The organism is Lysobacterales bacterium, from assembly GCA_016721845.1.
Lineage (GTDB): Bacteria > Pseudomonadota > Gammaproteobacteria > Xanthomonadales > Ahniellaceae > JADKHK01.
The window spans coordinates 1-26,881 of record JADKHK010000010.1 but is presented as its reverse complement, the minus strand read 5'-3'; the positions used below and the strand labels follow the sequence as shown (position 1 = coordinate 26,881).

The 26,881-nt window shown below is 66.6% G+C and carries 19 protein-coding genes and 2 pseudogenes; 2 read left to right on the top strand and 19 right to left on the bottom strand.

Annotated elements, in window-relative coordinates; all coding sequences use genetic code 11:
- The first annotated feature begins 243 nt into the window (after positions 1–243).
- The gene (locus IPP28_06760) at positions 244–561 is read left to right on the top strand and encodes a hypothetical protein (GenBank protein ID MBL0040738.1); all 318 of its coding nucleotides are present in this window, start codon (positions 244–246) and stop codon (positions 559–561) included.
- Positions 562–730: 169 nt separating this feature from the next.
- On the opposite strand, the pseudogene IPP28_06755 reads toward IPP28_06760, so the two are convergent.
- Positions 731–1,809 (bottom strand): annotated as a pseudogene (locus tag IPP28_06755) (polyprenyl synthetase family protein).
- Positions 1,810–1,842: 33 nt separating this feature from the next.
- On the opposite strand from IPP28_06755, the pseudogene ssb reads away from it, so the two are divergent.
- Positions 1,843–2,431: pseudogene (gene ssb / locus IPP28_06750) on the top strand (single-stranded DNA-binding protein).
- A 12-nt stretch (positions 2,432–2,443) separates the two neighbouring features.
- On the opposite strand, the gene IPP28_06745 reads toward ssb, so the two are convergent.
- The 18 genes from IPP28_06745 to IPP28_06660 form a co-directional block, all read right to left on the bottom strand.
- Entirely contained in the window at positions 2,444–2,938 is a 495-nt protein-coding gene (locus IPP28_06745) for a hypothetical protein (GenBank protein ID MBL0040737.1), read from the bottom strand.
- 69 nt (positions 2,939–3,007) lie between these two features.
- The gene (locus IPP28_06740; protein MBL0040736.1) at positions 3,008–3,589 is read right to left on the bottom strand and encodes a helix-turn-helix transcriptional regulator; all 582 of its coding nucleotides are present in this window, start codon (positions 3,587–3,589) and stop codon (positions 3,008–3,010) included.
- Between the two features lie 118 nt (positions 3,590–3,707).
- On the bottom strand, positions 3,708–4,040 hold the full coding sequence (locus IPP28_06735) for a hypothetical protein (protein MBL0040735.1): 333 nt from the start codon (positions 4,038–4,040) through the stop codon (positions 3,708–3,710).
- A gap of 69 nt (positions 4,041–4,109) precedes the next feature.
- The gene (locus tag IPP28_06730) at positions 4,110–4,286 is read right to left on the bottom strand and encodes a hypothetical protein (protein ID MBL0040734.1); all 177 of its coding nucleotides are present in this window, start codon (positions 4,284–4,286) and stop codon (positions 4,110–4,112) included.
- Positions 4,287–4,288: 2 nt separating this feature from the next.
- On the bottom strand, positions 4,289–6,358 hold the full coding sequence (locus tag IPP28_06725) for a beta-propeller fold lactonase family protein (protein MBL0040733.1): 2,070 nt from the start codon (positions 6,356–6,358) through the stop codon (positions 4,289–4,291).
- 958 nt (positions 6,359–7,316) lie between these two features.
- Positions 7,317–9,932, bottom strand: coding sequence for a hypothetical protein (locus tag IPP28_06720; protein MBL0040732.1), 2,616 nt, complete (start codon positions 9,930–9,932; stop codon positions 7,317–7,319).
- Entirely contained in the window at positions 9,838–11,349 is a 1,512-nt protein-coding gene (locus IPP28_06715) for a hypothetical protein (protein ID MBL0040731.1), read from the bottom strand. The genes IPP28_06720 and IPP28_06715 overlap by 95 nt, the downstream gene beginning before the upstream one ends.
- A complete protein-coding gene (locus IPP28_06710) occupies positions 11,298–12,797 on the bottom strand; it encodes a hypothetical protein (protein MBL0040730.1) in 1,500 nt (499 codons plus the stop codon). Before IPP28_06710 ends, IPP28_06715 begins: the two co-directional genes overlap by 52 nt.
- A 64-nt stretch (positions 12,798–12,861) precedes the next feature.
- Positions 12,862–14,661, bottom strand: a complete 1,800-nt coding sequence (locus IPP28_06705; protein ID MBL0040729.1) for a hypothetical protein — start codon at positions 14,659–14,661, stop codon at positions 12,862–12,864.
- A complete protein-coding gene (locus IPP28_06700) occupies positions 14,616–15,701 on the bottom strand; it encodes a hypothetical protein (GenBank protein ID MBL0040728.1) in 1,086 nt (361 codons plus the stop codon). Before IPP28_06700 ends, IPP28_06705 begins: the two co-directional genes overlap by 46 nt.
- Positions 15,702–15,829: 128 nt before the next feature.
- The gene (locus tag IPP28_06695) at positions 15,830–16,417 is read right to left on the bottom strand and encodes a hypothetical protein (GenBank protein ID MBL0040727.1); all 588 of its coding nucleotides are present in this window, start codon (positions 16,415–16,417) and stop codon (positions 15,830–15,832) included.
- 14 nt (positions 16,418–16,431) lie between these two features.
- Positions 16,432–17,133: a peptidyl-prolyl cis-trans isomerase gene (locus IPP28_06690; GenBank protein ID MBL0040726.1), complete on the bottom strand. Its 702-nt coding sequence runs from the start codon at positions 17,131–17,133 to the stop codon at positions 16,432–16,434.
- Positions 17,134–17,415: 282 nt separating this feature from the next.
- Positions 17,416–17,673, bottom strand: coding sequence for a hypothetical protein (locus tag IPP28_06685; protein MBL0040725.1), 258 nt, complete (start codon positions 17,671–17,673; stop codon positions 17,416–17,418).
- Positions 17,654–18,049, bottom strand: a complete 396-nt coding sequence (locus IPP28_06680) for a hypothetical protein (protein MBL0040724.1) — start codon at positions 18,047–18,049, stop codon at positions 17,654–17,656. The genes IPP28_06685 and IPP28_06680 overlap by 20 nt, the downstream gene beginning before the upstream one ends.
- Entirely contained in the window at positions 18,033–18,680 is a 648-nt protein-coding gene (locus IPP28_06675) for a DUF11 domain-containing protein (GenBank protein MBL0040723.1), read from the bottom strand. The genes IPP28_06680 and IPP28_06675 overlap by 17 nt, the downstream gene beginning before the upstream one ends.
- 43 nt (positions 18,681–18,723) lie before the next feature.
- Positions 18,724–22,890: a beta-propeller fold lactonase family protein gene (locus IPP28_06670; GenBank protein MBL0040722.1), complete on the bottom strand. Its 4,167-nt coding sequence runs from the start codon at positions 22,888–22,890 to the stop codon at positions 18,724–18,726.
- Positions 22,890–26,009 carry a beta-propeller fold lactonase family protein gene (locus IPP28_06665; protein ID MBL0040721.1) on the bottom strand — a complete coding sequence of 1,040 codons (3,120 nt, stop codon included), beginning with the start codon at positions 26,007–26,009 and terminating at the stop codon, positions 22,890–22,892. Before IPP28_06665 ends, IPP28_06670 begins: the two co-directional genes overlap by 1 nt.
- Positions 26,010–26,324: 315 nt before the next feature.
- Positions 26,325–26,881 (bottom strand): hypothetical protein (locus IPP28_06660; protein MBL0040720.1); only part of this gene is annotated, 557 nt, incomplete at its 5' end.

Below are 26,881 nucleotides of genomic sequence, written 5' to 3'. Positions count from 1 at the left end.
TGGCTGCGCTCGACAGAATATGCATGCGGACGAGATCAGCCAGTGTCGCGGCCGCGAGCTTCCTCCATCACGTGCGCACGATGAATTTCGATGGTGCGATGACTGGCCCCCGAGCGTACGCGCGATCTGCTGGCTGGTCTGTCCGGTGACAACCTCCGACAGCAACTGCTGTTCGCGCGGCGTCAGCAACGACAACCTGCGCCGGAAATCGGCCAGCTCGGTGGCTTGCTGGGACTTCGCCGGATGGCGCTGCTGGTTGCCGTGCTGGATGGCGGAGCGAACGCGGGCGAGCAGATGGCTGTTGTCGAAAGGCTTCTCGATGAAGTCGAATGCGCCGCCCTGCATCGCCGACACGGCGGCGGGCACATCGGCGGCACCGGTCAGGAACAGCGTCGGCGCGCGGCATTGGCGATCGTTCAGCGCCGCCTGCAATTTTGCAGGCCACTCATCTGCGGCATCCTGAGGTCGAGCACGATGCAGTCGACTTCATCGAGGCGTTCTTCCGCAAGCAGCTGCTGGCCGGAATCGAAGGGACGACGCCTTTGCCCCGGCGGGAGATGAACAGCCGGGTCAATGCCGACGCATGCCTGGATCGTCGTCGACCACGAACACCAGTCCGCGCAATTCCGGAGCCTGATCGTGCGCTTCAAGATCCATCTATCCCGCCTCTCGGACGTCGAGAATGGCCCGGCATTCCGGGACACGCCATTGCCGCGGATGATGGCGCGATTCAATGATCGCGGCAAATCGCATAGCGCGCGAGCGTGTCCAGGCTTGCGCGCGCGACGCTGTCCGGCAAGGCGTTCAACGCGCGATGTGCCGCATCGGCATAGGCTTGCGCGCGCGCGACGCTGTACTCGATCGCACCGCTGTCGCGGATCGCACCGATGACTCGGTCGAGGGAATCGAGGCCACCGGTTTCGATGACGCGGCGAATGGTTTTGCGCCGATTCCGCATCGGCATGCTGGAGCGCGTGGATCAACGGCGCGTCGGCTTGCCCTCGGCGAGATCGTCGCCGACGTTCTTGCCCATCGTGTCGGCATCCGACACGTAGTCGAGCACGTCATCGGCGATCTGGAAGGCCATGCCGAGCGCCATGCCGTAATCGGCGAGCGCGTCTTCAACAACTTTCGGCGCGTCGGCAAGGATCGCACCGACACGGCACGCAGCCGCGAACAGCACCGCGGTCTTGCGCTCGATCACCCGCAGATACGCGGCCTCGTCGGTATCCGGATTGCCGATGTGCATCAACTGCAGCACTTCGCCTTCGGCGATCTGGTTGGTGGTGTCGGCCATCACCTGCATGATGTGCATGCGCTCGAGTTCGACCATCAGCTGGAAGGCGCGCGAATACAGGTAGTCGCCGACCAGCACGCTGGCGGCATTGCCGAACACCGCGTTCGCGGTGCGGCGGCCACGGCGCAGGTCGGACTCGTCGACGACGTCGTCGTGCAGCAAGGTCGCGGTGTGGATGAATTCGATCACCGCCGCGGCTGGAAGTGCTGTGCCGCGATAACCCGCCGCTTCGGCCGCCAGCAGCACCAGCATCGGCCGCAGGCGCTTGCCGCCACCGCTGACGATGGTCGGCGACCTGGTTCACCAGCATCACGTCCGAACCAAGCCCGGCGCCGGATGGGGCGATCGACCTCGGACATGCCGGGCTCAGCGTGGGCACGGACTTCGTCAGGAAACGGACAGGCAACACCGGGGACGCGGCGGACGCGATGGCAGACACGGACAACTCGCAGGATCTGAGACTCGTCGATTATAGGCTGACGCCCCGTAGATCCGACATTTCGCAGCGCCATTTGCGACGGCGCCGGCTTTCGTCCGCCGGCACGATGCGCGAAGATGCCGGTCCTCGAAGGCGCTCCCGCCCTCGCCCGTTTCTGATTCAAGGTTCCCATGCCCGCGGCGTCAACAAAGTCATCTGGTCGGCAATCTCGGCGCCGACCCCGAAACCCGATACACCCAGAGCGGCGGCGCGATTACCTCGATCCGCATCGCCACGTCCGAGTCCTGGAACGACAAGCAGACCGGCGAGAAGCAGGAACGTACCGAGTGGCACCGCATCAAGTTCTTCGGAAAGCTGGCCGAGATCGCCGGTGAATACCTGCGCAAAGGGCAGCCAGGTCCACGTCGAAGGGTCGTTGCGCACCGACAAGTACACCGACAAGGAAGGCATCGAGCGCTTCAGCACCGACATCATCGCCAACGAGATGCGGATGCTCGGCGCCGTAACCGGGCGCCGGCGAAGGCGGCGGCTCCCGCAGCGAACGCCCGGAACGCAGCAGCGCCCCGCGCAGCGGTGGCGGTGGCGGTGGCGGCAATTACGGCGGATCGGATCGCGGCGGCGGCGGTGGTGGCAGCCGCCCTGCAGCGCCGCAGCCGAGCAATACGCCGTTTGCCGACGACGAAATTCCGTTCTAGCGACCTGCCTGTTCACGCAGCCCCCCCCAGCGCCCTCCGGATGGAGGGCGCTTCGTTTGAGTTCAGCGGCGGGGCAAGGGCGGCGGCATGCGCAAGCCTGCCGGGTCCGGTGAATCGGGCCCTTCCGACGTCGGGGCCTGTTCGGCGAGCCAGGCGCTGACGGTGCGACCCATGCGCGCGATCATCACCATGTTGAAGAAATGCATGGCGCCGAGCACCAGCAGGTGACGCCGACCCGCGACGTGACTTCGGCGGCGATGTCCCGCTCGCCGGGTGTCCAGAAGCCGAGGCGATAACAGATGAAGCCGAGGTTGACGGTAGGCAGCCGATGACCAGCAGATGGTTGGTGGAACGCGCCAGCTCCCGATTCTGGCCGAAACAGCGGATCAGGAAGGTTTCGCCGGTGCTGGACAGCGCCCGCGCTACCCAGATGGTCAGCGCGACCGAGATGGCCAGATAGCAGGCATAGGCCAGGTGGATGGACGACGAATCGGTATACGACAACATGGCAGTACTCCGTTGGATGAACCGGAGGCCAGCATGCGCGGTCGCGACGCCAGGCGTCGTCCGAAACGATCATTCCGGAACAGATGATGCATCCGAGCCAAGTTGTCGCCGACGATATTCACCCGGGACCACGCCGACCTCGTCCTTGAAGGCGACGTAGAAGGTCGATTGCGAACCGAACCCGACCGACAGGCCGACCGACAGCACCGAGGCGCGCGGTTCCTCGACCAGCATTCGCCGCGCGGCCGCGACGCGGTACTGGCGCACATAACGGGAAAAGCCGAGGCCAAACCGGGCATTGAGCAGTTCCGATAGCTGGTGCGTGCTCAGCTCGACCAGGGCGGCGACCTTGGACAGGCTCAGGGCCTCGTCGCGGTAGACCCGTTCGCGCTCGAACAGTTGCCGCAGCCGCTCGGAAGCCGCATCGACATCGACCCGACCGAGGCTAGATTGCGCATAACTGACCGCCACCGCTTCCTGGGTCTTGTGCGCCAGATCCGGCACCGCCAACAGCAACCAGCCGACGAGCAGGAAGGCCGCGGCGATCTGGAGCGAATACACCAGCGCGAACTGCGGCCAGCCGATCGTGCCCGGCGTCAGCCAGCCGCTCACCGCCACGACCAGCCCCATCAGCGCGAACAAACCGACCACTGGAAGTTCGACCCGGAACCACCTGCGGGTGGTCCGCAAGCAGTACAGCAGCGCGGCCAGATGCAGCGCAAACCCGTCCCCAAGGCCAACGACACCGGGATGGCCAGGGTCGGCGGGGTCAGCGCGGCCAGGCCGAGCACGGCGGCCACCAGCAGCCCATCCAGCCGATGCGGCAGGCCAGCCAGTTGCAGCAGCCCGCGCAGCAACAGATAGAAACCGAGCGATTGCAGAACAGCCCCCAACCGTAGATCGGCGCGGGCGCCGAATCGACCAGCGCCGCGAACCCGATATGGTGCCAGGCGGTGTGCGCCAGACCCGCGAGCATCACCCCACCGCCGAGACGAGCGGTCCAGGACAGCGGAAGATCGCGATAGGCCGTGCCCATCGCCACGGCCAGCAGGCCGGCCATCCCGATCGAGAACCCTGCCAAAGCCGCCAGCCACATCGTCATCGACACCCCCTGCCCTCCATCAGGCGAGTGTCGATGATGCCGGCGACGCCGAGAAGCGCCGCACTGCGATTATTCGAAGCCGTCGGCAAACAGGTTCTGGGCGTTGCTGTCGCGGGTGAAGACGCCGATGCTGTTGTCGACGCTGGCAGCCACGTAGATGTGGCGGTTGTCACCGCTGCTCGCGATCGCGACCGGGCCGTTCAGCAGGCTCACCTGGCCTTCGCCGTCGAACACGGTCTGCTGCACGCTCAGGTCGCCGACCGCGACACCGGCGCCGGCCGCGGTCGCGCGACGGAAGACGGTGAAACTGTCGTCGGCAAATCCGGCCACATAGACCTGGTGCCATCTGGCGACACATCGACCGATTGCGGCCCACCGAGACCGTGCACCCCGGGGTCGTTCTTGCGGATCTGCGCACGCCAGGTCAGTGCGCCATTCGCGGCACGGTCGAACACCGCGATCGCATTGCTCGATTCACCAACGACATAGAGCTGGCCATTGTCCGGACTCAGCGCCAGATCGTAGGCGCCACCGAGACCCTGCACGCCGCCCAAGCCGTTGCGCTGCACCGATGCAAACGACAACTTGCCGAAGCCGGCCCCGGCGGCATTGGTCCGATTGAAGACGAGCACGGCATTGCCGAAGCGCGAGGCGACATAGAGCTGCGCCCCGTCGGCCGAACTGGTGATGCCGGACGGACGATCGAGCGCGGTCACGACACCACCACCATCGTCCGGATCGTTGACTGCGTTGGTCTCGACTTCGAGTTGGGTCAAGTCGCCGGTGCCGGGCGTGCGCGTGAACGACACCACGGTGTTGGCGGTGCCGCCCGCGACGTACAAGTGCTGGCCGTCGGCGCTGAGGTGCAAGGCACTGGCGCCCTGCAAGGCCGTGGCACTGCGGCTCTGGACATAGCTGAGCGACCCGTCGCCGGCATTGCGCGCCAGCACCACGACGGCACCGGCATTGCGACTGGCGACATAGACCTGGCTGCCATCCCCGCTGACCACCAGATCGCTCGGTCCATCGAGCAAGGCGCCGCTGAAGCCGGCGCTTTGCCCGGTGTAATGCGCGATGCGGGTCAGGCGACCGGTCGCAATCTCGCGGCTGTAGGCGACGATGGTGTCCAGCGACTCACTCGCCACATAGGCATGCAATCCGTCCGGCGACAGCACGACATCGCTCGGTGCCGCCAGGATGCCCTCCGGCCCCGTGGTTTCGTCCACCGGGAAGACCGCCGGGTCGTACTTCGGATCGACAATGTCACCGAATGCCTCGTTGCGACGGAAACGCAGGGCCAGTGGCGACGACAGCACCAGCCGGAACTGTTCGCGCGGCTCGATGGTGGCATCGGCCAGCACCGGAACGCGGATCTCGGCCTGGGTCTGGCCGGCCGGAATCGGCACGCTGCCGCTGCGCGCGAGGTAGTCGGGGCCGGCGATCGCGCTCAGGTCCTGCGTGGCATAGCTGAAACTGGTCGCGATTGCGGACGGCCGCGACAGACGCACGCGGAACACCAGATCGAGCATGCCGGCAGACGGTTCGAGTGCGCGCGCGTCGTCGATGATCACTTCGGGCACATCGTCGTCGTCGATCAGCGTGCCCACCGCGACATTGTTCTGCAACACGCCGCCGGTACTGCCGGTGAGCAGCAGGGACACGGTCTCGTTGGTTTCGACGACCGCATCGCCGCACAGCGAAATCGTGATCGGCTGAGTCAAGTTCCCCGCGGCGACGACGGCCGTGCCCTGGTCACTGACGTAGTCGACGCCGGCGGCGCAGGCCGCGGCGCCGGTGGCGGTGCCGTCCTGCGTCTGCCAGGTCAGCGATACCGGTTCGTTGCTGGGCGTGTTCAAGGTCGCCGTGAACGTCATCGGCGATGCGCCGGCATTGCCTTCCAGCGCCTGCGTCGGCGCGACCGAAATACCCGGCCCGGTGCCCATGTTCTGCGGATCGAGATCGAGGCGCACCGCCACGCCCTCCTCGCCGACAGCGGTCTCGGCGGCGATGCGTGTACCGAGGAAGATGCGCACGATATCGCCCGGGCGCGCATGCCCGGCTTCGCGCGGCTCGACCGTATCCATCGGGATGCGCAGCGCGAACTGGTAGCCGAGGGCATCGTCGCGCCCGAGCACGTAACGCGTCAGCAGCACGTCTTCGGGATGCGAACGCAATTCGATGACCGTGCCATCGGGTGCGGGAGCGCCGAAGACCGTGGCGCTGCCATAGATCACGTGGTCGGGCGCCTTGATCTTGGCGGCCACGAAAGCGGGTGCACAGGCCAGGCCCAGCGCAGCCGCGACAAGGAGTTTCAGCACGCGTCGCTTCATGGTCAGAGCCCCGTGTACGCGTAGGTTTCGAAGAACACGCGGATGTCGTCGACACCATTGCCGTCGCGTTCGCCATTGCCGCCCGGAATCGGCGCGCCGTGGATGAAGGTCTCCATGCCCTGGTCCGGATCGGCGAGGAACGTGCCACCCGGGATGATCATCACCCACTTGGTGTTCCAGACCGAACGCCCGATCAGTCGACTGTCCGCCGTCACCTGCGTGTCGTCGAACGGTTCACTCAAGTGATACGCGCGGAAGCGGCCATAGCGGCGCACATCGGTGCTGGCACCGTTCAAGGTGTCGGCGACCGGGTTCCAGTTGTAGTCGTCCAGATCCTGCGCGCCGATCGGAAACGGAATCGGGATGGCCTGATCGACGATCTGCCATTCGCGCGTGCGGAAGTCGTCTGCGGACGGCGAGCGCAGCACGTCGGCGCCGGCCGGGAACAGGTAGATGCGCGGGTCATCCGCGAGCGGCAGGCTGTCGTAGTTGCCGAACCAGGTGCCGACCGAGCGCACGCGGGTCGCGAACTTGCTGGAGTCGTAGGAACTGTCCTGCGGCCCGAGTTCCCAGCCGAAGAAGTTCATGCCGAAGGTGACATTGGTGTCGAACTCGATCACCAGGCCCGGTTGCGGCCCGGCCGATTCCGGTGCGAACGGCCGCGCCAGGCGCCTGAATTCCGGCACCGACCACAGGTCCGCGACCTTGAAGGAATCGAGCTTGGCGCGCCAGGCGGCATCGCCTTCCGGACCCTCGGGAATCCGGAACAGTTCGCGCCGGAGCGAGAAACGGTTGGTCTCGACCTGCGGATTGTTGAAGCCCATCTGGCCTTTCAGCACGTCGAAGTTCAACTTGAGCTGGGCCATGGTGTCGGCGAGCCCGGGCGTGCCCGGCACCGGATTGCCGTTCAACACCTGACCGATGCTGCGCTGGCGCACGATATTGGTCAGGAAGGTCTGGCCCGCCTGCGAATCGGAACCGAGCAGGTTGGTCTCGTAGTCGTACGCCGACGCGGCGAGATAGGCGTAGCGCGCGGCCAGATCGAAGGCGGCGCGGTACTTCTGCAGGGCATCGTTGCGGAAGATCCGGAAGGCCATGTCCTGATAGCGGTATTCCTGGACTTCGGCGGCACCGTTGCGACGGAACGCGATCTTGCGTTCGAGGATGCGCTGGCCTTCGGCGAGGGTCGCGTAGTAGTCGCCCTGAGCTGCTTCATCGCCTCGACGCGTGCATAGATCTCGGCACGCAGGGCCGGCTCGGCACGCAGTGCGTCGATCTCGCCGGCCGCATCGCTGAAACCGGCCGCCTGGTCGTTGATCGCCGTGTTGATGCCGGCCAGCTCGCCGACATCCTCTTTCGCAGAGTCCACCGAGGTCGCCGCGATATCGAGCGCATCGGCGATGGTGTCCAGCGCGAACTTGGGAATGTTCGCGGCCTGGGTGACGGCACAACGCGCGCCCGAAGCGATGTCGCCGCCCGCCGCGAGGCCGGCGATGAAGCTCTTCGGAATGCAGTCGACCGCGCCCTTGAACGTCGTGTCCATGAATTCGCCGGCACGGCGTGCGCCGATCGCGGTGCCTTGCATCGCGGCGACCTGCACCGACATCTTCTTCAGTTCGTTGCGCTGGCCCTGCATGATGTTCAGATTGGCATTGCTGACCTGATAAAAGGCCTGCAGTCCGCCGATCGCATCCTCGATCTCGAGGCGCAAGGTGTCGTAGTCGAGCATCGCCTGCTTCACCGCCACTCGCGCCTGCAGCATCTGCTGCAAGGTCTGCTGGAGACGTCCCGGCGCACGCCGCTGGCCGGACCAGCCCTCGGGGCGGGTGAACCACAGGCCATAGTCCGGAGACTCGATGATCGTGTACGGCACCGTCGCCAACTGCAGACTGTTCACGTCGAAATTCACGTTGCCGAGGGCGCAACCGTCGCTGAGCGGATGGTCGGCGCAAGGCTGGCCTTCGCTGTTGACGTTCTGCGCACCCGGCGGCTGCGGACCGACACCGAACAGGTTCACGCCGTTCGGCATCGGTGCATAGACACCGGTGACGTGGCTGATCTTGGCCGGGGTCTGCAACTCGCCTTCGACACCGCCGTCGAGATCGAAGGCCGAACCCGCAAGCGTCGGCACGTCGAGCAGCTGGTAGTGATACAGGTCGGGACCGTCGTAACCGGCCGGATAGACGCCGCCCGGACCGATGTCGTCCGCATACGGATAGCCGAAGATCTCGATCAGCTGGTTGCTGAAATCGTTTTCCTGGGCGGAAGCGGCCTTGGTCAGGTCGTCGACGCTGTCCTGGTTGCGGCGCATCTGGTTGGTCAACTGGTTGGCGAAGTCCCAGACCTGCAGCACGTTGTCGAGCGCGGCCATCGCACGCTCGTAGACCTGTTCGAACTGGGTCTTGTTCTCGTTGAGCAGTTGCGAGGGATCGATGTCGAACGGCACCACGCCGCGGGCAAGACCGAGCGGATTCAGTCCGGCGTCGGCCTTGTCGACCTGTCCCTGGATCGAGGCATAGTGCGCCGCGATCTCGTCGATCTCGGTCACTGTCTTGCGATCGATGCGCTTGATGCCGACATGGGCCGGATCGGGGTCCTCGTCGGGCAGGATGGCGTTCGCCGTCGCCCAGTCGAAATAGGCACCCATGCCGCCGCGGCGGCCCCATTCCGACAGCCCCCAGCTGCGCTGGTCATTGGTGTCTTCGTAGCCTTGCCACTGTCCGTTCGGATCATCGACGTAGGCCGAGCGATAGGTCAGATCGACGATCTCGGCGCCGGTGCGGGCCTTGGCGGCAGCGGTTTCCGCGAACTGGCGTTCGTCCATGAAATCGACCTGGATCGGCGCGCCGGCCACCGAGACCGATTCGGTCTGCGGATTCCACGAGAAGAACGGATGCCGCAGCAATTCGTAATAGGTCGTCGTCGCGGTGAGGTAGTGGCCCCACGCATCGCCGTGGCCCTGCGGGAACATGATCCGGGCATCGCTCTCGTCGATAACGCCGCTGTCGTTCTGGTCGGAGACGTTGTAGCTCAGCGCGTAGGCCACTTCGCCGTCGCCGGTGGTGAAGTTCCAGAAGAAGCGGTTGTAGACCGGACGCGCGGCGATCGGTCCATTGCTGTTGTCGCGGCCGCGCAGCAGGACCAGCTCTTCGCCGAGCAGTCCGTCGACCTGGTTCTGGAAGTTGAAGATGCTCGGCGCCAGCGAGAAGCTGCCGTCGCTGGTGGTGATGCCGATGGTCGGATCCTGGGCGTCGGCATAGGCCTCGTTGCCGAGCAGGGTGTAGAACTCGACCAGACGCGAGGCGACCAGCAGGATCGCGGCATTCGCCGGGCCGTAATCGACCGGCGGCGTCGAGCCGACCGAGAGCTGCATCGCGCGCCGCAACACCGTCGAATAGGCCTCGATCAGGCCGACGTTGTTGAGGTTGTTCGGATCGTTGTTCAGCGCGATCGGACCTTCGTAGCGCTCACCCAGCTGGATCAGCATGCTGGCGTAGTTGTTGGTCGCCGCCTGACCGAAATCCTGCACCCGCGCCTCGTAAGGGTTGAGGCGATCGAGCACGCGCTTGACCCAGCCTTCCGCGAGCTGCGCGGCCTGGTTGGCCGGCGTGCCGCCCGGCTGGCCGGGCCCACAGACTCCACTGACTGGCGTTGTCGCAAGTCGGCAGGACACGGTAGCGCACCAGATACCAGTTGTCGGACAGGGGCTGGATGTTCGCGCCTTCGATGCTGATTTCGACCTGACCCTGCGGATTCGCGACGGGCACCTGGATCCAGCCGTTGAGCTGGCCGGTAGCCGGATCGGGCAAGGGCATCGGCGGACCTTCACCCCCGTCCGGGTGATAGAACCATTCGAATTCGAGCGCATCCGGATTGCCACCGAAGTCGCCGCTGTGTCGCAGCACGAGCTGCTCGTCGAAGATGTTGTCGGGCGAGATCACGTTGATCTGTCCCTGATAACTCTTCACCAGCGTCGGCGTGGCCGGCGGCGGCGGCGAGGTCAGACAGCCGACCTTGATCACCTCGAGGCTGACCGGAAGCGGATTCAGCGACGCGTCGTTGTTGAACGCGACGGTCATGTAACCGCTGCCTTGCGAGAGGCCGGCCGACAGGGCGGCACGGACGCCGGTCGCCTGGAACGGTTCCAGCACCTTGTCGCCGTTCTCGTCCTGATAGCCGATCAGCACGTCATCCGGCGTGACCGCACGCGACTGGTCGCAGATGCGCTGCCGCTGCTCGTTCAGGTGCGACTGCACGCAGATGCCGCTGATGCCCTGCGGATTGCGCGACTTGCGGAACAGCGCTTCGACCGCCTGGTCCCAGGTGCAGCCGAGTGCGGCGCAGGTGCCGGTGTAGCCGCTTTCCTCGTTGCCGTCGCCGCCATTGAGTTTCTTCAGGGCGATGCGATCGCGCTTCGACAACACGTTGAGCAGCACGAAGGGTTCGCCGACGCCGCTTTCGTCGAGGATGCCCTTGAGCACCAGCCGCTTGTTGATCGGTTCGAAGCGGATGCGCTGGCGCACCGACGCCGGCAGCTTGATCACGCCATCGGCCGAACTGAGGATGGCGTCGGTGCCGTCGGTCTGGAACTCGGTCGCGATCGCGGACGGCACCGAATTGAGCCGCACGAAGCGCGGGTTCAGCGGGTCGAGCAACTGCGCCAGCGTCTCGCTCGGCAAGGCGTCCGGCACCGTGTCCTGGATGTCGTCATAGACCACTTCGACCGCGGCCTGATTGAGGATGTCCGGCAGGCCGCGCTTTGGCGTCAGCAGGGTTTCGCCACTGACCAGTTGCGGCACCGACTCCGGCCAGCTGATGTCGTAGTCGACCTTGATCGGATCCAGCGGCGATGCGGTACCGCCCTGGTCCGCCGGCAGCCGCGCCAGCCACGGCACGCAGGCGCCGGTCGCGATGTCGTTGATGTCGTTCAGATCGAGGTCGACGAAGAATCCCGCCTGCGCCGGATAGTAGTAATGCACCGAACCGCTGCCGGCGGACTTGGCCCAGAGCTGGTTCTTGTAGTCCTGAAAGAAGGGCGGGGCGGCTCGCCGACGGCCTGTCCGAGCACGTAGGTATCGGAACAACCGGGCAACAAACGCACCGGATACGGGGGCGACACCGTCGTGCCGGCCACGCCGGGGAAACGGAAGGCATCGAACCCGGCACCGGTGGCAAGCACGCGATAGACGCGGAACTTCCAGAGCGCGCTGGCCGTGTGGAAATACTTCACCAGCACGTAGGGATCGGACGAGGCCGCTTCGTCGCCGCTGATGCCGCCGCCGAAATCCGAGCGCAATGCGAACACGGCATCGACTCCGGTGCCGGTCGACGACGGCGCCATCAGCGCATGTTCGTCGTTCGGATTGAAACCCGGCTGGGCTGGATCGTTCTGGATGTAGATCTTGGCCGACGGGAACTGCAGCGGATCGAGTGGCTGCTGGCCCAGGACTTCCCCGCCCTGCTGGCTGGCGACGATGATGCGGTCCGGATCGAACGGCCAGTGCGGCGTGTAGCGCACCGCCTTCTCGGCCCAATACACGCCCTTGGCCTTGAGGTGGTACCAGGCCACGACGAGATCGCGTCCCTGCTCCTGCGGGCGGGCGCTGCTGTAGCGATTGACCGGCACGATGGCGCCGGTGCGGGCACTGCGCGAATACGCCGCGTCGCCGCCGGCACCGTCGTAATAGGCCAGTTCATTGACCACGTAACCGGTACGGTTCGGCTCGTTGTGGTGGGCATCGATGATGCGTTGGCCGATCTCGGCCGCCACGTTGTCGACGAACAGCGGCACCGAGCCATACGGCAGGGAGCGCACGATCGCGACCCGGGTCGGATAGGTGTTCGGGTCCAGGGTCGGGCCATTGATGTAGACGATGACACTGGTGCCGGCGCGCTGCGCGTTGAACAGGCCGGAGTTCACCGTCGCGGTGCTGGAGCCGCTGTCCGGATTGATCAGCTCGAGAATCTTGTAGTCGCCGGCGGCGGGCTCGGCGTTCACTGGTGCGCCCACGACATGGACCTGGTAGCAGTCGTTCTGCTGGCTGTCGGCGCAGGCTGCAGACGGCCACACCACGCTGCCGAGGCTGGTGACCCGAGCAGTCGACTCCAGCGGCTGGCCGATCACGCGCCAGCGCACTTCGATCGATTCCGACGGCTGCAGCGGGATCAGTTGCGCCTTCTGGCCCGGCGCGTTGACGCGGGTCCAGCTGAACACCTTGGCGGCGATGGCATTGAAGGGCACGCCGTTGCGCAGGAAGTCGGGGATGAAGGCGAGATCGTCGTCCTTCGCGTTCGGTGGCGGAATCAGCGCCACACCGGCCGGCCAGGATTCTTCCTGGAAGAAGCGGCCGTCGGTGCCGAGATTGAGCAGGAAGCCGTCATCGCCGCCGAGCGCGGTCAGCGTGTCATGGATGCCGATGTCGGCCACGGCCTGGAAGCGGCCGCCGACATAGACGGTGCCGACGCCATCGGTGCCGATCGCGAGACCGGCATCACTGCCACCACCGCCGGCGCGCGCCGGAATGCCCGGAAGCGGGCACGCTGTCGACCTTGCCGCCGGTGACCCAGCGCCATTGCCCGCCGCGATCCATCGAGGCGATGAAGATGTCGCTGCCGCCGGCATTCGCGGTCAATGCACCGCCGGTGCCATTGAAGAAGGTCGCCGTGCCGCTGAAGCCACCGGTGAGGTAAACGCGCCCGCTGGCGTCGACCGCGACACCACGCCCGTCACCGCCGCTGACCGACCCCTTGGCCCAGACGCAACTCGGTGTCGCCGCACCCACGGCCATGCTCAGGACATAGGTGCCGGTGCCCGTGACCGAACCGCAGGCGAGACTGATGCTGCTGCTGCGCGAGCCATGCAACAACAGGCGACGGTCGTTGATGTTGCTGCTGTCGAGCGCGATGCCGCTGACCGCGAACACGGCCGGCAAGGTCGTTGCGCCGCCGAGAGTCGGTGCGGCGCTGATGACATTGGCGACATTGAAGAGGAAGGATTGGTCGGCGGCGACTCTCTGGATGCGCACGTTGTCGACGTGGAACCAGTCGAAATTGCCGCCACTGCCGCCGAGATGCCGGAAGCGCACCTGGAAGCCGCTGTGGAACGCGTCGCTGCCGAGCACGTAGGCGGCCGCGCCGGTCCGGTCGAAACGCTGGGCCGAGGCGCCACCGCCATAAAACGTCTCGAGGGTGCGCCAGACCAAGTTCTTGTCGAGGTACTGCACCTCGAAGTTTTCGCCGCCATCGGGGTATTCGGTCACGCCGATACAAAAGAACGAGCAGTTTGCCCCCCGGAACACGTCCAGCCCGACGATCACCGCCTGCGCGGCCGACATGTCGAGCGCCGCCGAGGACACGGTATTCGGGCTGCCATGCAAGCCGAGATTGGGCGTGCCGTTGAAGTAACCGGGATCGGAAACGACGCCGGCCAGGCTCGCATCGGAACGCGTCCAGTTGGCCGTGAGCACGCCGCCGTTGAAGTCGTCGACCAGCACGTCCTGGGCGCCGCCGGCCGGACTGGCGCCGACCACGTAGACGCGATTGTCGCTGTCGATGGCGACATGGCTGGCACTGTCGAAACCGCTGGCGCCAGCGCCGCGGTCGCGCGCCCAGACCCAGTCGCCGCTGGCGGTGATACGGGCCACGAACAGATCGCGGTTGCCGAGGGCACAGCGCCCGTTGTTGAGCGACGTGCTGGCCGGTCCGGCGAACGTGGCCGAGCAGAAATAACTGCCGACGATGACGGCGGATTCCGGCACCGGCGGGATCTGCGAGCCATCACCGGGCGCGGTGACGACGCCGGTGGCGATGTCGGTACCGCCGCCGCCGATGCTGCGCGCCCATTGCCAGGCACCGACGGTATTGATCTTGGCGACATAACCATCGTAGTTCGGCGAACTGCCGATGCTGGTGCCGCCGAAACTGGCGTTCTGGAAATACTGACCGACCAGGTAGACGTTGTTGGCCGTGTCGAGCGCGATGTCGCGCACCGAGTCCATCGAGGCGCCGCCGGCACTGCGCGCCCAGACGATGTTGCCGGCGGAACCGACGCGCGCGATGAACACGTCCTGCAGGCCCTGCGCCACCAGGGTGGTGCTGCCCAATTCCATCGATCCGGAGAAATGTCCGGCGACGTAGAGGTCGCCGCTGGGCGAGTTCTTGACGACCACGACCTGGTCGTTGCCGAGGCTGCCGAGCGACTGCGGCCAGCCCGCCTGCGCTGCTGGCGCGGACAGGGCCAGCGTGGTCAGCGCGACCGAAGCGATGATGCGGTTGAAACGATACGCGAACATGCGCTGATTCCCCTGCTACTGGTTGAGTACCGGCACGGCGGAAACGCGCCGCAGCCGGAACAGCCGGAGGTGAAGATCGGGTTCTTTGTGCGGCCGGTGATGGATTCCGAGAACGTGCCGCCGACCAGCGAGTCGCCCCAGCCCGGCACCGCACCGCCGCTCGGCCTCGCTGGTAAAGCCAAAACGGACATTGCGCACGACCCGCAGGCTCGGCGCCTCGGATTCAGGAAATTGGCATCGAGGTTGTCATGGTCGGGGTGGTAGCGATGCAGGAACGGATTGGTCGGCAGTTCCGGCGCCACGACCACGCTGGTGCTGATCTCGTTGCCGGGACCGAAGTTGCCGGCGAAGACCAGGGTCGCGGCACTGAAATCGTAGGCGACGGTGCTGTAGCGGATGCCGACGGAAGCACCGTCGACATTGGTCGCACCGGAATACAGGCCGATCAGGTTCTTGTCGGTGATCAGCACGTAGCGACCGGGCTCGTCGACTTCGTTGAGACTGGGATCGATCGCACTCGGCTGATAGGTGCCGTCCTGCCACATCTGGATCACGTCCTTGAGCAGGCGTGCCTCGCCGGACGCATTCACGTGGATCAGGAAGCGCTGCTTGAACGGCCGGTTGGTCGGCGTCGGCAAGGTGCCGCCGGTCTGCGCCTGGCTCACCGCGTCGATCAGCACGTCGCCGACCCACAGACCGGCGAAGCTGGTGACGGTCGCGACCTGTTTGCCGCCGATGCGCGCCCCCGCCTGGGGCTGCTTGGTGTCACCGCCGACCGCGAGCAGGACGCGTTGCCCGTTCTCGTCGGTGATCGCGAGAATGTCTTCCATGCGGTCGGCGGCGAAGGCGCGGCGCTGTACCGCGAGCGTCAGGAACACATCCTTGTCGGCCGGCGCATCCAGCACCAGGGTGTTCTGCAGGTCCGGCCAGCCGACCTCCTGGGTTTCGGGGTCTTCGTTGCGGAACTGCAGCGGCATCGCGCCGTCGCTGATGCGCTGGACCTGGAAGCTGCCTGCGGCACCGCTGCGATTGCGCAGCACGACCCGGATCTCGTCGAGCGCAGCGCTGAATTCCAGCGACTCCGCCCCTTACGGTCGAGGATGACTTGCATCGGTCCCCAGGTTCGAATTGCCGTCGGTGTAGATCCAGTAGGCATGGCCTGACTCGATCACCGTGCTCGCGGGGTCGTGACCAGCCCGCATTGTCCGTTCTGCGAGAGGCGATACACCGGTTGGCCGGTGTGGGCGTCGGACGCCGCAAAGTATTCAGCAAAGCTCGGCCCGTTCGCCGGCACCACCGGCAGGCCGGTGAGCGTGAACGCATTCGGCTGCCAGCGCGGCGCACGGAACTTCGGCTTGCCGGTCAGAGTGATCTGGTGGGTCGCACCGCCATCGACGCGGACCAGGTACGACGTCCCCCCGTCGATCAGGAACAGATTGCTGAGGAAGGCCTCCGGCCGCGGCTGCGGGAACCAGCCGAACCAGCCTTCGATGTTTTCCAGTCCCTCGGCCGGGTCACGGATGAACTGCGCGCCGCCGGCATCGGGCATGAAGCGCCACACGCTCAGCACCGGAACGCCGGCGAACACGGTCTCGATCTCCGGATGTTCGGGCTCGACCTCGACGTGGATCGCGTTCCAGCCCGGCTGCAGGGTGATCACCTGCTGCACGCTGGCCGCCACGACGGCACTGCCCCAACACAAGGCGAGCGCGAGGAGCGGCAAGGTGGCGAAATGGAGGAATCGTCGCGTCGGCATGATCGTTTCCCGGTTCACTGGTTGGGCATCGCCGGCGGTTGCGGCGGTTGCTGCTCCGCCGGCGGCGCCAGCGGGTCGATACGTTCGAGTTCGGATTCGCGCACCTGCACGCGCGTGCGCTTCAGCAGGTCCTTGCGAAATGCGGCTTCCGTGGCGGCGAGGCGTTCCTGCATCAGGCGTTGCTGGATGCCGGTGGCGAGCTGGTCGAACTGGCGCTCGCGCTGCGGCTCGATGTCGACGACGCGCACCAGGTACACCGCATCCTTGCCGCGCAGCACGGGCGCGAAATCGCCGGCCTTCGCCGCCGACAGGGCGGCGTCCAGCACCACGGGGTCGTAGCGGTAGCGCGCCTTCTGGCCTTCGCTGATCCAGCCGATCATGCCGCCGCGGTAGCGGCTGGCCTGGTCCTGCGAATACTCGCGCGCGATTTCGCCGAAATGCGGCACGTTGGGGCCGGGCTTGCGTGCCTTCGCCAGCGCCTGTTCGCCGCGCTCCAGCGCATTCGCCCAGATCTCGTCGCTGGCATCGGCCGGCACCTGGATCTGCACCATCGCCACGCGTCGTCGCGCCGGCACGACGTAGTCGGCGGCGTGCGCGTCGTAATGCGCGCGCACTTCCTCCTCGCTGATCTTGATCGCCTGCTGCTGCGTGCGCAGGGTGCGTTGCAGATACTGGTTGGTCAGCACCTGATCGAGCAGGTGCCGAACCCACATCATCCTCGAGCGCATCCTGATGCGCAGCGGTGACCAGGGCCTGGCGCAACACCATGTCGTCGAGCAAGGCGCGCTTCTGCACGATGTCCTGGTATTGCCCGGGCGTCTTGCCGCCGCGCCGGTGCATCTCGGCGATGAACATGTCGGCGGTGATGTAGCTGTCGCCGACCTGCGCAATCCAGGCGGAAGGTGCGGCACGCCCGCGACCGGCCCCGGCGCCCGCGAGCAACCAGCCCGCGAGCAGCCCGACCAGCAGTGCGATCAAGAGATTGCGGACTTCCTTGCTCATCGTGCGTCCATGGTCGAGGCGTGGGAGTGGCTTGAGGGTAATGGGCAGGTGGCGTCCACACAGTCGTCGCCTGGTGCGGCCTGCGGCGCATGGGTGGCCGGCGTGGTTTCGAAGCCATCGGCGAACAGGACCGGCGTGACCAGGTCGACATCGGTGGCGGCATTGTCGCCGCCGTAGATATCGGCGCCGCCGCTGATCGCCGCAGTCTGGGTGATCGTCAACGGACCCGAGGGATCAAGCGCCGGGTCGACCATCGCGCTGAGCAGGGTAAACGACGCTCTTGCCGCGCGCGAGCGTGACGGTATCGACGACTGCGCCAGTGCCCGCGGCGGTGCAGGTCGCGCCATTCGGCGAACTGCAGGTCCAGGTCGCGCCAAGCAGCCCGGTCGCGATCGGCACGTTCACGACGATGCCGTTGCCCGTCACCGAGCCGACGTTCTCGACGACGATGCGGTAGGTCGTGCGATAGCCCATCGGCACGACGCCGAGGCTGTCGCTGATCGACACGCGCGCGCTCGTTCCGGCCAGCAATTGCGTGCTCTGCGAGGCACTGTTGTTGCCGAGGTTCGGATCGGCATCGATCGTGGTGACGATGCCCTGCACCGAGAACACGCTATCGACGATCGGCATGCCGGCGTAGTCGAACTGGACCACGATCGTGCTGCCCGCAGGCACGGTGCCGAAGGTGCAGGTCATCACCACGGACGAGCCGACGACCACGCAATTGGGTGGAATCGTCGCACCGATGATGCGCGACTGGGTCATCTCGAGGATCACGCCATGGGCGTCGGACGGACCGGCATTGCTGATGGTCACGCGGTAGGGCAAGGGCACCGTGCCGCCCTGATCGTAGGGATCGAACAGATCGACGATGCTCAGCGCCAGATCCGGCACGATGCTGATGAGGTCGGTGTCGGTGGCCGAATTGTTGGCGGGCTGCGGATCGACCGCCACGCCCTGCACCTGCGCCGTCACCGTGTTCAGCAGCGAGCCGGTGGCTGCGGACGAAAGCGTGGCATTCACGACCAGATGGCTGGCCCCCTGCGGGCATCGCGGCCACGAAGTCCGGGCTGCCGCTGCCGTTCGCCGGGCAGGTGGTGCCGGTGGCCGTGCATGTCCAGGTCGCGGCAGACAGGCCCGGCGGCAGCGCGTCGAGCACGCGCACCTGCGGTGCGTCGCTGGGTCCGTTGTTGACGACATTGATCTGGTAGCTCACGGCAGTGCCGGCAATGACCGAGTTGACGCCGTCGGTCTTGGTCACGGCCACGTCCGGACGTGCCACGACGGTGGTTTGCACGCTGGCGTCATGGTCGCCTGGTCGGATCGGTGGCGCCAGTCTCCGGCACCACGCTGGCCGTATTGGTCATCGTGCCGACGTAAGCCGGGCTGACCCGCGCGCTGATGTCCAGCGTCAGCGTGTCGCCGGCCAACACATCCGTGGTGAAGGCGATGCTGCCGCTGCCACTGGCCGGACAAACCGACGCACCGCTGCTGCTGCAGGTCCAGGTGGCATTGAGCAGGGCGGCCGGCAGGACGTCGCTGACTTGCACCCCGAGCGCATTGCTGGGCCCGCTGTTGCGCAACTGGATCTGGTACTGGAGATCGGTACCGGCCACGGCCTGCGCCGGTCCGGTCTTGGTCAGATGCAGGTCGGACACGACGCGGATCAGGGTCTGGTCGGTGGCGCTGTTGTTGCCGGTCTGCGGATCGACACCGGCACCGCCGGGCGCGACCGTGGCGGTGGTCAGGTGCCGCGGGCACTCGGATGCACGGTTGCATCGATGCGCAGTTCGGCCCAGCCATCGACGCCCAGATCGACATCGACGCCGAGCGCGGTCTGTGTCCCGCTGCCGCCCAGGGCAACGCGACAAGGGCAGCTCGTCGAGTTGCACGATCGCGCCGGGCGTCGCCGACGATACGTACAGGTCATCGCTGGCCGGCACGTGCAGCAATTCGTTCGGGGCCGCCAGCAAGCCGCCGCTGGCAGTGAATCCGGCACGGTAATCGAGCGCGCCACTGGTCCAGTCGCGCGCGAACACGTGGACCTTGGCATTGGCATCGGCCACGTACAGGCGCGCACCGAAGGCATCGAGCGACAGTGCGCGCGCGTCGACGGTGCCGGCGATGATGCTGGCGCCGCCCGCGACCGGACTCAGGCTGCCGTCACTGGCGCGTGCGAAACCGATCACGCCGCTGCTGCCGAGTGCATAGAGATGCGTGTCGCCCGGGGTCGCGACCACGTCACGGGCACCGGCCAGTGCAGCCAGTCCGGCACCGCTGCTGCGCAGTGCGCCGCGATAGGTCAGTCGACCGGTGGCGCCATTGACGTCGAAGCGACTCAGCGCCGACGACAAGGTCGACACCGCATACAGATGCGTGCCATCGGCGGTCAGATGCAGACGGCGCACGCCGCGGATGACATTGCTGTCCGGCAGGATCGTGCCGATGCCATCGGCGACGCGCTCGAAGACCCGCTTGCCATCGAGCGACACCACGACATCGGCGGCCCCGAGCAGTCCGACAATGCCGCCGCTGCCGGAGGTGAGTTTCTGGCGGAAACGCAGGCCGCCATCGCTTTCCTGACTGAACACGAGCAGGCTGTTGGCGGCGGCCGCAGTCACCAGCAAGTGACGACCATCCGGCGTCAGCGCCACGCCCGAAACGCCGGCCAGACCATCCGCCGTGGTGTCGCCGAGCACGCTGCCGTTCTGGATCACCTGCGCTGCGGCGAGACTGCCATCGGGGGCCCGCGGCAGCACCAGCAATGCGCCGGTGGCCGGATTCACCGCATACAGGCGCGTGCCTCCCGGCGACAACGCCATCGCAGTCACGCCGGCGAGTGCCGCATCGGTCGTGGCCGCCACGGTGCGGGTGAATTCCAGGGGCGCATTGGCGTTGCACGACCAATTCGCCGAACCACTGCGAATGCCCGCCGTGGCCGTCGGGAATACCGGCACCAGATCGCCGACCCGGGCCAGCAAGGCATCGGAGACGCCGGCGTTCGCCACGTCGATGTCGGATTGCAGGGGCAGCCCGGCGACGACTGCGGTCAGACCATCGGTCTTGCTGATCGACAGGTCCGGCTGTGGTTGCAGGACATTGCTGTTGGTCGCGACGTTGTCGGCCGGATTGAGCTCCTCGGCGACATCGCGGGGATCGGCGCGAACCGTGTATTCGAGCGTGCCGAGGGCATTGCTGAACAGGTCGCCGCCGATCTGGAATTCGACATGGCCGTTCGGTGCGATATCCACCGTCTGCTGGCCGATCTGGCGTTGGCCCGCGGCTGGACAGCGCGAACCGCGTTCGCGCGCCCAGACACCGACGCCACCGGGGCTGGTGCCCAAGGTGTAGAGCTGACGCATGTGGTGCGACAGCGCCATCGCCCGAACGCCGGTCAACACCGGGCTGGCCGCAGCAACACGGGATTCGAGCAGTTGCGGCTGCGCACCGATCAGACTGAACAGATGCAGGCCACCGCCTTGCGACCCGACATACAGGCGCGCCTGGTCGCTGTCGTAGGCGAGCGCATCCGGAAGCAACATGCCGACGACGCCCGCCTGACCATTGACGATGCTCGCGTCGAGCGTGAATGCGGGGCTGGGCGCTGTCGCAAAACGGAAGCGCGATACACGATGGTTCGCGGTGGAAGCGACGAACACCTGATCGCCTTGCACCAGCAGTGCATTCGGGTCCGCCAGCACCCCGCCCGCCGTCGGCACCTGGAAATCCTGCAGCAATCCGGCCGGTGTCAGCGCACCGGTACCGGCGTTGCGGGCAAAGGCCGCGAGGGACTGGTTCGCTGGCGCCACGGCCAACAGGTGACTGCCATTGTTGCCCCAGGCGAGATCGACGACGCCGTTCAGGCCGTCCAGCCCGGGATCGCTCTGACGCAGCACGCTGGCCGGCGTCAGCAAGCCCGTCGATGCGTTGACCGAAAACACCGCGATCGCGTCGTCGATGGTTCCCGCGGCATACAGGAATGCACCGCCCGGACTGAGCAGCAATGCGCGTACGCCACCGAGTCCGTCGATGCCTGCGCTGCCGTCCTGGTACTTGCGCACATAGGTCAGCAGGCCGCCGTCGGCGTTGCGCGCGAACACGGCGATGGCGTCGGTGGTGCCGCCGGCGACATAGACAAAACCGCTGATCGCCTGGCAGACCAGATCGCTGGCGCCGCTGATGCCGGAAACGCCGCCGATGCCATCGCGATACTGGCCGATCTCGGTCAACGCGCCGTCCAGCGGATTGCGTCGATAGGCGATCACCGCCCCGAGACCGCCGCGCATGCCGGCGGCATAGACATGATTGCCGGTCGAACCGATCGCCACGGCCGTGAAGTCGGTTGCCGGGGCCACGATCTGTTGGGTCAGGCTGACCACACCGGCGACCGGCACCGCATTGCAAGTCCAGGCGACGTTGTAGAGCGCAGCCGGAATCAGGTCGCTGACCAGCGCATCATCCGCGTAGGTCGGACCGAGATTGTCGACGGTCACGCCGTAGTCGATGCGGTTGCCCGGAATGGCGACACTGACGCTGTCGGTGATGGCGACGACGAGATCCATCGCCGGCGATAGCACGGTGTCGCCGTCGGTGGCCGAGTCGTTGCCGGATACCGGATCGAGATTGCCATTGCTGCTGATCGTCGCGGTATTGACGAGCCGACCGGAGGCGCCATCGCCGACCACACCGGTCGCGCTGAACACCACGCTCTGGCCGACCAGCAAGTTCACCGAGGCACTCAGGCTGCCGGTACCGCTCGAGGGACAGGCATTGGGGTCGTTGTCGCTTGCGATGCAGGTCCAGGTGATGCCCGAGAACACGTCGGGGAACTGGTCGGTGACGATGGCGCCACTGACATTGCTCGGACCATGGTTGGTCGCGGTGATGGTGTAAGTCACCGAATCGCCGGGCGCAACGCCGCCGAGTCCGTCGAACAGCGATGCGGCATAGCCGAGCGCGCCGCCCGCCGGCGTTCGCACGAAGCTGTTCGCCGCGGCATCGACGGCCGACACGCTGTAAAGATGCAGACCGTCGGCGGCCGCGAACACATCGCGCACGCCATCGAGTCCGAGTACCTGGCCGCCGGTCAGTGGGGCGGCGTCGCCATTGTTGATGCGATCGACAAAGCTCAGCGCGCCGTCACCGGCATTCACCGCGAAGCGCGCGATCGCATCGGACTCGGTCGCGGCGACGTAGATCTGGGCCCGATCGGCGGACCAGCGCATGCGCGATGCGCCGAGCAAGCCGCTGGTGCCGGGCAGCCCTTCGGCCTCGCTCGGCGCATGCGTGGCATCCCCGTCGTTGCCGGCACGGCCATTGGCCAGCACCTGGCCCGGGCTCAGTGCACCGGTGGTGACGTCGCGGACCAGTCGGGTCAGATGGCCAGTCTCCGCCGCGAGCACGTACACCTGGGTACCGGCGTTGTTGATCAACAGCGAGCGCACACCGGCCAGGCCGCCGGCCGCCGACATTATTGAGATAACGCACCGAGTAAGTCAGCAGACCGGAAGCCGGAACTGCCCGAGTTCGGGTTGCGCGTGAACACCGCGATGCTGTCGTTGGCATCGCCGAGCACGTAGACATGGCGGCCATCCGGCGACACCTGCACGGCGACCGGATCGCCGATGCCGTCGACACCCGATACGCCGTTCTGGACCACCCCGCGATAGGTCAGGCGACCGTAGTCGGCCGACCCGCTGTCGGTCTGCCGCGTGAACACCGCGACCGCATTCGAGAAGCCGCCGACGACGTAGACGTGCGCACCATCCGGACTCATCGCCAGCGCTCTCGCGCCGGACAGGCCGGTCACACCGAACACGCCGTTCTGTTCGATTTCGACGAAGCTCAACGCCCCGGTGCCGCGATTGCGGCGGAACGTGCTGACACTGCTTTCACTGGCACTGGTCGCGTAGACATGATCGCCGTCGCTGCTGAGCAGCACGTCATTGACGCCGGCCAGACCGAGCACCCCGCCACTGCCGCCGCGGATCACCGAATTGAACGAGAGTTGGCCGTCCACGGCGCGATCGTAGGCACCGATGGCATTGTCGCCACTGCCCGCGACGTAGACCTGGGCGTCATCGCCGGTGATCGCCACGGCGCCGGCGAGTCCGTCGAATTCGGCCAGTCCGTCGCTCTTGGTGATGGCGAGATCGGCAACAACGGAGACGCTGTCGTTGTCGACCGCGCTGTTGTTGTCCGGCGTGATGTCCTGGTTCGGACTGCTGCCGGCATCGATCGTCGCGGTATTGACCAGCGCACCGCTGTGATTGGTCGCGACATCGACCGAGATCGCGAAGGTGACGTTGCCACCTGCGGCGATGCGCAACGGAATCGCGACGAGGTCGCCACTGCCGTTCGGCGGGCAATAGGTATCGGACTGGCGTTCGAACTGCACCAGCGCGTTCTGCTGGGTGCCGGCGACGTAGATCTGGTCTGAGCCGCTGTCGACGACGACATCGGTGGCGCCACCGAGACCGTCGACACCGGCGCTTTCGTTCGAGCGCAAGCCGAGGAAGCGCAGGCTGCCATCGGCCGGATCGCGGATCAGCCACGCCACCGACCCGCCGCTGCGCGCGGTGACATAGAGATGCGTGCCGTCGCCGCTGAGTGCCGCGCGCGTCGGCGCCAACAGGCCCTGCACGCCGTCGATGTCCTGCACGAGGCTGTCGGCATAACTCAGGTTGCCGAAGCCGCTGGAAGCCGGAGCGTTGTCGCGATCGAGCACGACCAGCGCATTGGCGTCGGCGGCGGTGATGTAGAGCGAGGTGCCGTCGGCGCTGAACGTGGCCGAGGACGCGCCAGCCATCGGCGCACCGAAGCTGATGCCATCCTGCACGCCACGCCAGGACAATCGGCCGTTTGAGGTGTTGCGGTCGAAGGCCGCGACGCTGCCACCGGCGCCGGACAAGGCATAGGCCTGGCGACCATCGGGACTCAGCACCAGGTACTCGACGCCGTCGAGGCCGGCCACCTGGCCACCGCTGTCACTCGCGTCGTTGATGCCGTTCTGTTCGCTCTCGATCCAGGTCACCAGACCGGTGACGACATCGCGCGAGAACACCGCGATGGCATCGTCATTGGCGCCGACGACATAGACGTGAGCGGCACCGGCCTCCGGACTGAGTGCGACCTGCAGAGCCTGGTCGAGTCCGACGCGCCCGGTCTCCGTCTGCACCAGATCAACGCGCAACTGACCGCTGCCGTTGTTCGACAACTTGAACACGCTGAGCGCATCCGACGTCCGGCTGACGACATAGAGGAACTGGCCATCGGGACTGGCCGCGACGGCGCGCGCACCCGCCAGCCCGCTCACCGGCAGCGAATTCAGCGTGCTGCCCTGGGCAATGTGGGCGACCTGGGTCAGGCGACCGTCCACCTCGTCGCGCGCGAACAAGACCAGGCTGTCGTCCAGCACGCCGGCGCCGGCGAGATAGGACGGCAACGGGCCAGCGCCGTCGAGATCATTGACCAGCACCAGCCCGCCGATGCCGCCGAGGCCGGTGACGCCATCCTGGTCGTCGACGTGACGATCGATGAAGTCGAGCGCACCCGACCCGGAAGCAACGCAACTCCAGGTCGCACTGCCGGGAACGAAGCCGGCGCCTGCACCCATGAGGTCGGTGAGACTCAGGTTCTGCACGATGTTGCTGAGCCCGCCGTTGCGGACCACGACCTCGTAGGTCACGGTTTCACCGGCGACCACGGAGACGCGGGCATTGGTCTTGCTCACCGACAGATCGGCGCGCGGGGTGAGGCTGGTGGTATCGGTTCGGGTGTTGTTGGTGCTGTCGCCGTCGCTGAAGCGCAACGGCGGTTCCACGGTCGCGGTCGTGGTCAGGGTACCGGTCGCATCGGGCCGGATGCGGGCATGCACGCGATAGACCAAGGTGCCGTTGCGGCCGATGTCGACGAGGTCGTCGATGTCGCCGCTGCCGCTGGCGCTGCAACTCGAACCGGTACCCACCACGAAGGACGCGATGGCGTTGTCACCGAAGCCGGCGACATAGACATTGCGCGAGTCCAGCGGACTGACGGCAAGCGCGTAGACGGAATTCAGGCCATCGACGCCATCGACGCCGTCGCTGCGGGTTTCGACTAGGGACAGGGCGCCGTAGGTCGCGCTGCTGCGATTGGTTTCGCGGTCGAACACCAGCACGCTGTGTCCGAACTGCGCGCCGACGTAGACGCGCTCGCCGTCGGGGCTCACGCGCACATCGCGCGGGCCGTTCATGCGGGCGATGCCGCCGCTGTTGTTGGCGTACTGGAACTGCAACTGCACGCTGCCGTAGCTGGCGCTGCCGGGATCGAGGTTGCGGCGCAGCACGTACAAGCGGTGCCCGCCCTCGGCGACGACGTAGACATGTTCGTTGTCGCTGGCCGTGGTGCTCTCGGGCAGGCTCAGCGCGACCAGCCGATCGGTGCTGCCCAGCGCCCGCGCCTGCACGAAGCTGAGTCGGCCGTAGTTCGGGCTAACCGCGTTCTGCTCGCGATTGAACACGACGACCGCATTCGCGATCGCGCTGACACCGAGCAATTGTGCGCCATCGCGCGACACGACCAGGTCGCGGATGCCGTTCAGTCCGGTCACGCCGTTGCTGCCGCCGCGAGCGCTGGCAAGGTAGCTCAGGTTGCCATTGCTCTCGCGCCGGAAGATCGCGATCGCCGATTCGAACGAACCGGCGACATAGACGTGCTGGCCGCCGTGGTCGAGCGCGATGCTGCGGGCGCCGAGCGGGCCATCGACACCGCCAACGCCGTCCTGAGCTTCTGCCGGAACGTCAACCGGCCGAAGTTCGGCGAGGCCTGGTCGCCTCGCGATCGAACACCGCCAGCGTGTTGCTTTCCTCGCTGGTCACGAAGACGCTGCGGCCATCGGCACTGACCTGGATCTGGCTGGGGCGATTCAGCCCCGAGAAGCCGCCGCTGCCTTCCGAGTAGTGCGCAAGGTAGACGAGAGATGCTGCCCGGCGGTCGCTGCGTCGAGGCCCTTGGTGCTGTTGCGGGTGAACGCCACCAGGGTGTGGTCCTGCAGGCTGATGGCGTAGACGTGTTCGCCATCGGCACTGACCACGACATCGGACACGGCCGTCAGACCCGGCAGCGTGCCGCCGCCAGCGAGCGCGTCGCCCTGGCGGTCGCGCTCGACAAACGCGAAGCGCGGATCCGGCGCGCGCCGACTGTAGACCGTGAGCGGCGGCGTCGACGTACTGGCCGAGGCGATCAGGACATGGCGGCCATCGCTGCTGACGGCAATCCCGGCGGCCGCGGCCAAACCAGGGTTCGAAGCGTCCGTCGCCACTTGCTGCTCGAAGCTCAGCCCGCCTGCGAACACATCGCGGCGGTAACGCAACAGGAAACCACCGCCGCCTGCGACCAGCAGGTGTTCGCCATCCGGCGCAAGTGCCAGCCGCAGACTGCCCGACAGCGGATCGGGTGCGCCAGCGATCGGGTCGGCGTAGG